The 12,594-nt window shown below is 32.3% G+C and carries 9 protein-coding genes; all 9 read left to right on the top strand.

Annotation, left to right across the window (positions count from 1 at the left end):
* The first annotated feature begins 553 nt into the window (after positions 1–553).
* Positions 554–1,924 (top strand): DUF2927 domain-containing protein, encoded by a 1,371-nt coding sequence (locus ACFRAE_RS17515; protein WP_422798471.1) that lies wholly within the window; start codon positions 554–556, stop codon positions 1,922–1,924.
* 1,517 nt (positions 1,925–3,441) lie between these two features.
* Positions 3,442–5,124, top strand: a complete 1,683-nt coding sequence (locus tag ACFRAE_RS17510; RefSeq protein WP_422798470.1) for a hypothetical protein — start codon at positions 3,442–3,444, stop codon at positions 5,122–5,124.
* A 3-nt stretch (positions 5,125–5,127) separates the two neighbouring features.
* On the top strand, positions 5,128–6,873 hold the full coding sequence (locus ACFRAE_RS17505) for a hypothetical protein (protein WP_422798469.1): 1,746 nt from the start codon (positions 5,128–5,130) through the stop codon (positions 6,871–6,873).
* Positions 6,874–6,875: 2 nt separating this feature from the next.
* Positions 6,876–8,576 (top strand): hypothetical protein, encoded by a 1,701-nt coding sequence (locus ACFRAE_RS17500; RefSeq protein WP_422798468.1) that lies wholly within the window; start codon positions 6,876–6,878, stop codon positions 8,574–8,576.
* A 41-nt stretch (positions 8,577–8,617) separates the two neighbouring features.
* Positions 8,618–10,300, top strand: coding sequence for an IPT/TIG domain-containing protein (locus ACFRAE_RS17495; RefSeq protein ID WP_422798467.1), 1,683 nt, complete (start codon positions 8,618–8,620; stop codon positions 10,298–10,300).
* A 151-nt stretch (positions 10,301–10,451) separates the two neighbouring features.
* On the top strand, positions 10,452–10,577 hold the full coding sequence (locus ACFRAE_RS17490; protein WP_422798466.1) for a hypothetical protein: 126 nt from the start codon (positions 10,452–10,454) through the stop codon (positions 10,575–10,577).
* A 35-nt stretch (positions 10,578–10,612) separates the two neighbouring features.
* The gene (locus ACFRAE_RS17485; RefSeq protein ID WP_422798465.1) at positions 10,613–11,365 is read left to right on the top strand and encodes a hypothetical protein; all 753 of its coding nucleotides are present in this window, start codon (positions 10,613–10,615) and stop codon (positions 11,363–11,365) included.
* A 14-nt stretch (positions 11,366–11,379) separates the two neighbouring features.
* Positions 11,380–11,562, top strand: coding sequence for a hypothetical protein (locus ACFRAE_RS17480; RefSeq protein ID WP_422798464.1), 183 nt, complete (start codon positions 11,380–11,382; stop codon positions 11,560–11,562).
* 39 nt (positions 11,563–11,601) lie between these two features.
* A complete protein-coding gene (locus ACFRAE_RS17475; RefSeq protein WP_422798463.1) occupies positions 11,602–12,225 on the top strand; it encodes a WG repeat-containing protein in 624 nt (207 codons plus the stop codon).
* Positions 12,226–12,594: the final 369 nt, after the last annotated feature.

Below are 12,594 nucleotides of genomic sequence, written 5' to 3'. Positions count from 1 at the left end.
AATTAATAAATTTATAACTCGAAAGTCTCCTTAAGGTTTCATCCTAATGTGTCTAATTTAGTTTGAAGACGTACAATGGGTTTTTTGATGGTAGGGAGATTGGTTCAGCCCCTAACTTCCTACAAATACCCTAAACTCCTTTATGTCGAACTCTGTCCAAAGCAGTTCGAACCCCTCGCTCCATGAAAAAAAGCCCAACTTTCGTTGAGCTTTTTTGTGGAGAAGGTGAGGGTAGAAATGAAATCATAAAATCTATTTTGTTTTTTCTTGATGGGTTTAAAATTTGATTGGGATGGATTAACTTGCTATATTTTTTGAAATAGATAATCGAACTCTTTTATTTATACCCTATATGATATACTTTAATTGTTATAAGTTGTTTTATACCCGAAATAGTATCATTTATAGTACTCATTATTAATTTTTGGCATGAATAAAGGAAATGGATCAATACTATTACAGAAAAAATATGTGGTTCGTAGGTTAGCAAAGATGGGGACTCCTAGTCATAGTTGAGGCCTTTTTTGTGATTGGTTTCACTATCTTTAATTTTATGATGTTATTTTATAGAAAAAGTATACTTATCTTTTGGATCCTAGGGATTAATTTCTTAATAATAATTGCGGGCTGTTTTCCAAAACATGAATCCTCAATCAGCGAAAAAAATTTGAAACTTTTAAAAGGGAAGTACGATATTTCAACATTAAATTATTTTTATGAGACAGTTTTCCATGAGGATTTCAATTCCGAAAAACGCGATAATATTTCAAAATGGAATTCTAATCCAACGATTGAAATTGTTGGGAGTCAATCTAGCGAAGATATAGCATATGTAAAACAAGCCATTGAACAGGTCAATAAGATAAATCTTCCCATCAAGTTATCCCTGGCCGATACAAATGACTCTGCGTCAATAAGTGTCTTTTTTGGGGATTTAAAAAGTGTTTGCAATTTTTTAAAATTAGACAGTGCTTTCACAAATGATATTGATAATTCCAATCATTTTGGACTTGCGAAATCAATTAATTATGATGGGGTGATAGAACAGGCTTTCATCGGTATTTATTTTACTGAAAAGGAATTGACACATTCTACTCGTTTCAAGGTTGTATTAGAGGAAATCGTACAATCACTTGGTGTTGTTGGTGACAGTTATAACTATCCTAGCAGTCTTTTCTTTGAAAATTACAATCCGGCTAAATGTTTAACGACATTAGACATTGACGTGTTGTCTTTGCTATACGAACCTGCGATTTCTGCCAATTACACGAGACAATTGTTTGAAACGAATTTCTTTGATAAGCTCTACACTATTAATACAGATCAAAAAATTAAAAATTTATTGGAAAAATATCCTCAAGTTTCCCTTGATGATGTAGAAAAATGTTTCACGTCTGGTGTCTTGCTAAAGCACCCTAAAGAAATACAAATATATATAAGTGGATCGATACAAAAGGAAGACTCACTGACAATAGAACGTGCGGTTTTGTCTCTTAATAAAACATCTCCTAATTTAAACATCAAATTTGCTGGATTACCCGATATTGAACCAGCCTACGGAATTGTATTCGTTTTCCAGAAATTGGACAAACAAAACGTGTCATTACGGCGCACTATTGAAACTACTACTGGAAAGAACTGTATGTTTCAAAAGCTTATTAAATCTAAAATTGTAATTTCTTTTAATTCCAATGAAAAGGATGAGAAATTAAGGCAGCGGAGTATAATCGACGGACTATATTTTAGTTTGATGCAAATACCGCAAGCGCAGACACGCACTAATGAATTGTTTACAATTAAGAAGAACGGAATTGATTTTTCCCCGCGTTATGCCAACTTATTCAAATTGATTTATTCAGATGAATTTATAGACGGCTTTAAATTAAGCGATTTTAAGAAAATTAATTTTAGTATGGATAAATGAATATTTTATAGCTAACCAGCTGTGTGTGGGGTATTTATGACTGATTTTTCTTTAATTTCCATCAGCATTATCTCAGAAGGTTAGCAAAATAAACAAATCCTTTTTGGCAGAAGAAGAAAATAAAATTTACTTAAAGCTAGTAGGATTCCTTGTATTGACTTAGATAATTAAATTAGAGTCCACAATAGCATAGAATTGATGCACATAAATTTACTTACTACAGAACAAAATTCGTTCGAACTGATAAAGCTTTCAGTTGTAATTGAAGATAATTGCTTTCATATTCTGTTATACCAAAGTTAAAGTTATTGCTTAAAAGAAAGATTTAAAGCATAGAGAAACTTTTTCAAAGATATGACAGGACGACTTGTAATTACTATCCTTGACACACTAAATAAGACGTTTAGTAATGAGCTAGAACAGAAAGGTGAACAGGTTTACTAAGACAGAAAAAGAACGCTTCACAGAACGGAAAAACAAGTCTACGAATAGAAAAAAAAGCAGGAATCTATTCAGAAACAAACCCCAAATGTGATTAAGCAAGAAGGCAAAGAAGAAGACTAGAATACCATCACGGAAAGCAATCCAAGTGTAAATGAAATGTTTTGGTTTTTGGATAGTTGGGGGTATATTGCTGCAAATTGTCTGAATTGCAATTCGTTTAGGGTTAGGTTCTAGGCCTAAGAAAGTAAGGTAACAGGGCTAGAAGTTCAATAATGAGAATAATTGATCCAGAAGGTTTGTTTTGGAGAATAAGTTATGTGCTGAAAAATGAATAGGATGAATAAATAGGGGAGTATTGTTATAAAGATTTTCATTGGATTTTTTTGAATGATTGATTCTAAATGATCAATTTTAAGACAGGAAATTATTTTAATTATACACAATAATATATATGATTTAAAATCTAATCAATACTTTAAAAATTATCATGAACCAAGAATTAATTCTAATTATTTTTTTACTATTATATCTAATTTTTACCACATAGTAAATAATAAAAAGTTAAGTAATAAAGCGAAAATTGTTTTTAAAGTAGTTGTCTTGATTTGAAATATTTTAGGAATTCTAATTTATTTTTTTGTTAAAATAAACTTTGAAAAAAATTAGGTTATTAGCCAACCATTTATCATTAACATATTAAAATATTGTTTTAAAAGTATTTTGTTTTACCAGTTCCTATCAGCAAGTAATGTCTAAAAATAAACTAAAATAAATTAGTAAATAATAATTATTACGTTTTATTAAACATTTACAAGCTATAATTGATACTTAAAAATTAATATGCAAAAGAGATAATCAATTCACTTAAAGAAATAATACCTGTTATACAAAGTACTCTAGGATACATTGAAGATCAAGTTTTTGATTAAGCCTTGTGGGATTTGAAAGTTTTTAAGACTTGGGTGTTGATGAGGATATCGATCTATCAAATTAAATTAAAAAAATGATTTAATGCGTGTAAATATAATGGTAAGTGTCGGATTAACTTTATCTTTGCATTATTAACTGATTTTATGAAAAGAATCTACATTATTTTTCTAGTGTTGAGCTTCTTATTTTCCTGTACTAAAGAGAAGGAATCCCCCAAAAATTCTGTAATTACGGATAAAATTAAGCTGGAGACATTGGTGCCAGTATCGCTATTTGGTTATGGTATTCAATTTGCAGGCCGTGTATTGCATTTGAATGATGAAGTTGTAAAAGAGCATGGTTTTATAGTGAAGTATAAAGTTGATTTTAATCAATTTGATAGTATTTATGTTAAGATTGACAAAACTATTGCTTCAGGTGACAATGTTCAGACTTTAAAAGAATCACCATTACCAAAGTTTCAAGACGAATATAGTGTCAAATATGTTATAAAAACCGCTAGTAATATTTATTCTGGCACATTTGTCAATTTTAAAACCCCAGACATAAGAGTCGATTCGGATGAAGAAATGACTTTAATACCGGGAAGTCGTGTAAATATAAAAGGTGATTTTACCAAGGTAGATGAAAGCTATAAACTATCTTATGCAGGAGAAGATATACAGGAAACAGCAATACATTTTGAAATTTTAGGATCAAATAGAGATATGCTCACTTTTACTGTTCCCAAATTGTATCATGGCGACTTCGTTCGATTTGTTTTATTCAATCGATATGATAATAAAAATGTGGTTGCTATTGGATTCATTAAAGGGGAAATATCTGGGCTAAATCAATATGAATATTATTTCGATGAGAATTTAAGTTTTACTTCCAATGCTGTAAAACAAAATATTAAAGGAGTCCTATTCTTTATTGTGGGTAATAAGTATATTCCACTTAATTATGCTTATCCTATTAGTGATGTTTTGGCTGGGCTAAAGGGCAATTCTTTTCGAGTAGGTTATTATAATGGACAGGACACTATATTCTTCCCTAAAAAACTTAGTCTAAGGCCAGTGACAGATGATGCATTTGTAATTAAAGATTTCAATGCTCATCCTATGCAGGATGTTTCCGTTAACACATATTTACTGACTCGATTTACTCCAGAATTAAAAACAAATTATAGTATTGGAGGGAAACTAGCTAAACTCTATCGTTACTGGAATGGCAATGATGTATTGACGATAGGTGATGTAGCGGATGGCGCTTATTCAGTAAATATAAAGAGTGATTATGTAGATTTTAACACTACAAAGAAAATAAATATCAAAAAATTACAGGTTACTTCGGTTAGCCCTGCCGAAATTTACCACGGTGAACCGATTATACTGAAAGGGAATTTTATCGATGGACAGACTTATACCATTGATGATAACGATGAACAGCAGAGTTATGGAGTGGCTCGAAATGGCCAAATTCAGATATATCCCTATGGACGTACGGTATCTACCTATGAGATAAAGCGGATAGGTTATAAGCGTAATCTTGAGAATTATGCATGGATAGATGCCAGTTTTAAAGTGAATTTTAAGAGGCCTACCTTTACTGGATTTTCTCCTGCTTCAGGTAACTCCCAAACAGCAATCCGATTTTATGGTAAGGGGATAGGTGCTGGTATGGTATTTCTGGGCAATGAATATTTGAGCTTTAATAATTACGGAGAAGGTTGGGCTGAGCTTTATTTACCTTCGTACATAAGACCTGGATTTTATAAGTTTTCTATTTTCTATCAAAACTCTTGGTTAACAGTTGATCAGGTGTATGAACATAAATGGAATTAATTCATGAAGAAATTAAAAATGAGAAATCGAAACTTTATACTTTTTTCACTTATCTCCATATTGTTTTTTGTAGTTTTTGGTTCATGTTCTAAAAAGGATGATTCAAATGTAGTAAATGAAATAATTACCCCAATACCATTAACCACTAGCGCTTATAGTGGTTTGACGGATCGTACTGTAGTATTGCACGGTAAGATTGGTGCTTTAAATCAGGAAGAGATTTTGGATTATGGCTTTGCGTGGTATAGTGTTGATGTAGATAATATAACGAGTTCTGAAAGTTATATCACTTTAGGAGCAAAAGCTCCGGAAGGCGATATTTCTAGTACCTTGTCCAGCACTAAGAATTTTCAAATAGGTAATGTATATCAGTATTATATATACGTGCGGACAAAAAATAATTTTTACAAAGGCAATGTTAATTCGTTTTCAGTTCAAGATATTTCAGTTTATGAACTGAGTGCTATTAAATCTTATGGACGAGATACGATTGTTTTGCAAGGGGATTTCAGTAATTTTGATCAAAACTATCGACTACAGGTAACTGGCGCATTCAATATTTTTTCATTACCCTATCAACTGGATACGGATAAGAAGAAAATGACCTTTATCTTAACCGGAAATCCAGCAGTGCAACATAAATCATCTGTTCAAGTTTCCATTGTTAAGAAAGGAATAAAGCAATTAAACTTTGAAAGAAATATTGTTACGGTGCAGTATTTTGCACAATTTGAAGCGCCTGAAAAGAAATATTATAAGCCTTCAACACAGATTAGAATTAATCAGATTAATAAACAGTATGTAGCGTCAGTTTTAGACCGAGGTTATGCTGTAGTAAATATATTAATAAATGATAAGAGCTATCCCTATGATGGTAACTTTCAGTTGTATTATCAAAATGAAATAGGAGGAACAAGCTTTAAGGTTGGTATTGACAATGGAAAAGAGAAAGTAATATTTCGTGACCCATTGGAATTGACACCAATATCTAGTTTGGAGATGAAAAATATTTTTCCACGAATACACCCCTGGGGTTTAGTAAGGATATTTGCAAGTAACTTGTTTGATTTTTATGATGTTGCATATATCAGTTTGGCGGGGTCAGTTTATGAATCTCCAGGAAATTATAATAGTCAACAGTTGGGTTTTTTTGTTAGCGATGTTCCTGAAGGGGAATATGAAATGGAAGTAACGGACCGGTTTTATACATCAAAAGTTAAAGATAAATTAAAGGTTGAAAAGCTAAGATGGACTGCTGTTAATAAAAGAAGTGCTTTTGTGGGTGAAGAGATTGAGTTTACTGGGAATTTTATTGCAGGGATAAGTTACACTGTTTTCGATGAGAATGGAAACTCTCTAGGTCTTGGCGAGGTTTCGACAAATAATACTCTAAAAACAGTCGTTAATAATTGGTATACCGATGTTAAAGGTTTGAAAATTGGATATAATAAGGATCCTTGGTCTTATGATATTTCCGATCAAACTATTTCCTTTACCTGCGAAGGATTTACTTTTGATAAATTTTATCCTTCTCAAGGAAGATCAGGAGAAGTGTTGACAATTGAAGGAAAAGGTATAGCATTTGCCGAGTCATTCCTATTGGGGGATGTTGCTTTACATCCATTTGTGATTAATAATAACAAAGTAACGTTCAGCCTGCCTTATCTACCAAACAATGGAAAGGTTAGGATCTCTTATTACATGAATAAGAAATTTTATCAAAGTACTGATTTATTTGAAATTCTATAAAGATGATGAAGCAAATAATTAAGATTTTGCTTATGGTTCTAGTGCTTGTATGCTCATGTTCGAAAAAGCTGGAGATAGATCCGAATAAGGAACCAAGTATTTTGGTAGATACTAAGGAAATATCTATATCAGCCCTGGATCAATTTGTATTGAAAGGAGAGATAAAAAGCCTGAATTATGAGAAAATTGTTGATATAGGATTTATCATCTATGATAAAAGCAAACCTAATCCAAGCAAACCTATCCAAATCTCCATTGGTACCGATGTCTCTAAAAAGGATATTGAATACCTGTATCGGTCGAAGGTAAATTATCAGATTGATCAGCCAATGTCTTACGTATTCTATGTACAAACGAGTAGAGCTTTCTATAAAGGGCAGGAAGTTAATTTTATTGTTGATTTGTTAAAAATTAATCAAAAAGGATCAGTTTACGCAAAAATAGGTGTTCCCATTGTCTTATTTGGTGATTTTTCTCAGGTTCAAGAAGCTGATTATTTTAGTATGAAGGGGTATAATTCGGTTCTGTTTAAACATAAAGTGAGTGCCGATAAAAAATCTTTAGTTTTAGAAGCACCAAGCGTAAATCTTTTTCATGGGGATAATTATGATTTATTTATTAATCAGAAACGATTAAGTAATGAGATATTTGAGAAGAAGATTGCTAATATTGAGTTTATAGGAAACTTTAATCTCGCACAAACCAATTATAATTACAATGATGTAATTAAATTAACAGGTACCGGTTTGGTAGATCAATCCGATAAACTGAAAATTATCATTGCTGGTAAAGCAATTCATTGGTCTAATGATTTAAAGATAAGCCAGTTTGGTGGGGCTTTGAAAACGACAAATAAAGTTTCTATTGATTATGGAAATGAGATTGTTGAATTGGAGACTCCGATTGTACTGAATACCCCGGATTTTTCGCAAGTAAAATTGAATAATCTAGTTACACATACTAAAACTCGTGTATCAGTTTCTGGAGTTAATTTGCTTAAATATTTTGATTATAATAATGTTGGTATTAGCTTGGGGACGATTAATTTGCCTGGGATTAATATATGGTCTGATGATTATACAAGTAATGTGGTTTTTACGATAGGAGATGTATCTCATGGTATATATCCAATTACTTTTAATTCGTCAATGTACGATTTGACAATACCAGAGAAAATTAAGTTAGTGCCTTTTACCTATGAAGATTTGGATAGACCCAATGTTTACACTAATGATGTGCTAAAAGTAAATGGTAGTTTTGCAATTGGACAGCGTTATGAGCTAGAAATGGGGGAGCACACTCGTAGCTCCACAATCGCAAATAGCAACACCGAATTGGAGTTTAAGATAACGGACAACCTCCCCGGATTATATGATTGCAGAATAACCTATGTAATGGCGGATATGTTGGTTGATTTTAAAAATAGCAAAGAATTCAAACTTGAGATTAAGAATGCAGAAATTACGGGTTTGTCTAAAACAACTTTTTCCCCTGGAGAGGAGGTAGAGATTTATGGAAAGGGACTTCAATATTTAACTACAGGATTTGTTGGCCAATATAGCGTTTGGTTTAGTGATGTTTCGGACGAAAGAGTGAGGTTTACATTGTCAAATTTTATTCCTCCAGGTGAATATACTATAGCTGTTAATCAGGGGAATAATTTACCCACAGTGTTTGCTAATCAAAAAATAAAAGTATTGTAACTGATATGAAATGTTTTCTTACATCGATGTGGATCATAATCTTGATTTTTGTAATATTTGGAGTTTCGTCTTGCTCGGAAAGGGAAGTAATACTTCCTGACAAGAAGCCGATTAAAATTTCCATTGTTGATGTAACAAATGTCAACGGTAATAATGCTGTATTAAATGCAGAAATTCAGTACCTAAATGATGAAACTGTAATTGATTATGGATTCATCCTTAAAAAGGAAGGGAGTAGTGAAGAAAAAAAAATATCACTGGGTAAAAATGCAAAAGCTGGAATAATTTCCTATAATTATTCGGCTGATTCTGAATTTGAATTTTCGCAATACTATACTTCTAAATTTTATTTGACAACAGCGGTTTCAACTTATTTTAGTAAGGAAATTAAGTTTTTAGCAGCCAATTTCACCGTTGACCAGAGGGGTGTGACAAAAGTTACATTAGGAGATACGATTAAGTTTACGGGAGATTTTTCACAGTTGAATAATGTTCGATATTTTATCGAATCAAATACCAATTATCCTGTTGAAATAACACCCTATAAAGTTTCTACAAAAGAGCTTCAATTTGTGATTCCAGATAATTTCAAGAGATGGGCTGGGATTATGAAAATGACATTTCAAGCTAAGGGGAATTTGCTAAATACAGGAGTAAATCTTTCTTATACTTTGGCTAACCTTCGTATAAATCCTCGAGTTAATATTGATCTTACTTCAGCTATTTATTATACCGAAAGATTGCCTGTCAAAGTATTCGGATTTGATGAGTATACCGATATTATTGAAATTTTTGTTTCCGATAAAAAGTTTAATTATGGCTCTTATGGGATATTTTTAGATGGAAGCAATCTAAAAGGTGCTAGCCATCAGATTGGCTACGTTGTAAATGGTGACACAACACTGTTAAAAGACAAATTGCAATTCCATATACCCAAAGCAAGTGATTTTTCTTTTGATTTTTCGCTTACTCATCCAGGTCAAGAATTACAGCTGCTAAATACTAAATATGATAAATATTTTGGAAATAGAAATGCCTACTTACGATTTAAGGATGTTGATGTTCATATTTCAAATTGGGGCGGCGATTATGTTGCGAACATTATTGTTCCGAAAGTTTCTGAAGGTGAGTATAGTCCTATGTTAGTTAGCGATTTATATGGGGATATACAGCTAAACAGTTTGTTGAATGTAGGTGTTTTAAAAGCAAAGATTGTAAACAAGAAACCTTATGCTTATGGGGAGAAAATAACCGTTGAAGGCAATTTTCTTGAAAATGTGTATTATGCATTTAAATTACAAGAAAGCAACCATGACTATTCATATTATATGGGAGAAGTTAAGAATGGAACTGTTACATTTATAGTCCCCACATCGGAAATAGGAAAGACTAAATTGCAAATGACTGCTTACATACCAAATCGTACTGTCGATTATACACTGGGAATCTCCGAGGATATTGAAATTATAGGAGTTAGAGTTGATAACGTTAGTCCTTTGATTGGATTTCCAGGAGAACTAATTACAGTTACTGGTAAAGGCTTTGCTAATACCCCAAATAACTTTTATATCGGTGAGAGGGAATTAAAAGTTGTTAGCTATTCAGATACCGAGTTAAAGTTTTTGATTCCAACTAATTTGCGAAGAGGTAAATTCCCATTAATTTATTCTTCTTGGTTTGAACATAAACAAATTAATACAAATTTCATTATTGAGGTAAAGTAGGATAGTTCATAAAGCTATATCAGTTTGAAATGGCTTCAGTATTATATCTACTTTCGTTTAACCTGTGGGGGTTTATCTGTTACACTCAGCCTAAAGTAGCTTTTCTTCATCCGACTCACAAATGAAACCAACTTTCGCTGGGTAATATTACGTGGAGAGCAGTTTCTTGACTTCCATTAATTATGGATATAATGAGCGCGGCTGGACCGATACGATTGGCTCAGCACAGTTTACAGAGGTCTTGAATCACCATAGAAATCAAGCAGGAGCTGACTGACTAACGCTCAGTATAATGGCAATATAGCTCAGCAGTTGTGGGGGTATACAACATCCACTCCTAATGCATATACCTATAATTATGATGCGCTAAATCGACTCACAAATGCGACAAGGAGCGGTACGGTGATGTCTGAGGTTATTGGTTATGATGATATGGGCAATATTAAAACCTTAAAGCGAGACACGAACCCTATTACTACCTATACTTACCACAATTCAGGGAAGAGTAATCGTTTATTAAGTTTAGCGGGAGGACTCATTGGAAGCTATACCTATGATGGCAATGGCAATGCAATGACAGATCGAACAGAATTGAACTTTAGCTATAACCAGCTGAATCTTCCCAAAACAGTTAGCAAGGCAGGTACAATAGTAAATTATCTTTATGATGCAACTGGAATAAAACACAGGAAAAGGGCAATTATTTCGGGGGATACTATAGAGCGATATTATATTCACAATTTAGAATATAATAAAGATGATAATAGCAGTCCTAAATTAGAACGGATAAATATTCCAGATGGGTATATCCAGCATGCTGCTGGCGTATATACTTATCATTACTATTTGATAGATCATTTAGGGAATGTACGATCGGTGATTAAAAGAGGATCGGGCTCTACTGCGGTAGATGTTGTCCAAAAGCAAGATTACTATGCATTTGGAAAGACGAAATCGATTTTAACAGCAGGAAATAATAAGTATCTTTACAACGGGAAGGAAGTACAACCGGAATTAGGTGACCAGCTGGACTATGGGGCAAGGTTTTATGATGCGGAGAGATAGGCAGGTGGAATGTCGTGGATCCGCTGGCAGAGCAGGATAGAGCATGGTCTCCTTATAACTATGCCCGAAACAATCCGATAAGATATATTGATCCCGATGGAATGTTTTGGGGAGACTATTACGATAAGAATGGTAATTATCTAGGTACTGATGGGTTAGACGAGGAGAAGATTATAGTACACGAGAAGGAGTTGTAATGGAATTCATTCGATTAAATTAAATTAAATGGAACTGGCATGGATATGAAATTTTTTTGTATAGCTTTTGTAATATTGATTATATCAACTAAATCTGCTACATCACAGACCATATATAAAATATCTCATCCTATAGATCTTGAAAATCATGCATATGTGGATTCTGCGGGTGTTTTAATTATTCCCTTTGGTAAATTTTATAATGGACCTGATATGATTAAAGATTCAACTATAGGTATTCTATGGTCTATGAAAGGCAAAGAGCCAGGAGGCTTTTGGGCTGTAAATAATAAAGGACAAGAGTTATTTCAAATAGTACATAAAGATGGTCCAGATGAGTTTCATGGAGGTTTGATTAGGATATATGGTAAAGACAATCTTATGGGGTTTGCCAATATGAAAGGTGAAATCGTAATATCTCCTCGATATGTTTTTGTTTCTCCATTTTATGATGGGATAATTGCCACGTTTTGTGAGGGTTGTCCAGCTAATTATTATAAAACGATAAGTAAAGTAAGTGTGCTTGAAAAAGAAGAAGCTAAAATATCTGAAATGAAACCAAAATTTGGAGCGATTGATAGACAGGGTAAAGTAGTTATAGAACCTACAAATGCCAAAAGATATGATGAATTAAAAAAAGAATATCTTAGTAGAAAAAAATAAATGTTTTTATTGGTAAAATATATAAACATTAGACTTTTTAAATATAGAGAATCAATTTGCTTTCCTAATACATAATTTCATTGTTAATTAATTTCCAATTTTTTATAATCTTTTCTATATTTAATAGATATGATTATTTGGTGTTGTAAAAATATTTTCTACCATGATTGAGTGATAAAATTTGTTAAGAAACATTTACTATATAAAAAGTTTGTATTTTTATTTCAAGATTATTTTATAAACAACTATTTAAGTAAATTAAGCTAGCTTTAAAGAAAAAGGTCTTATACGTCTATAACTTTACAGTTTTGTAGAAAAACTTAAAGTAAGATGAAAGAACAATCATTATCAAGATTTGAGTTCCCTGAG

The sequence above is a fragment of the Sphingobacterium sp. HJSM2_6 genome, assembly GCF_049316305.1.
In the GTDB taxonomy this organism is placed as follows: Bacteria; Bacteroidota; Bacteroidia; order Sphingobacteriales; family Sphingobacteriaceae; genus Sphingobacterium.
This window is presented reverse-complemented; position numbering and strand designations above follow the sequence as displayed.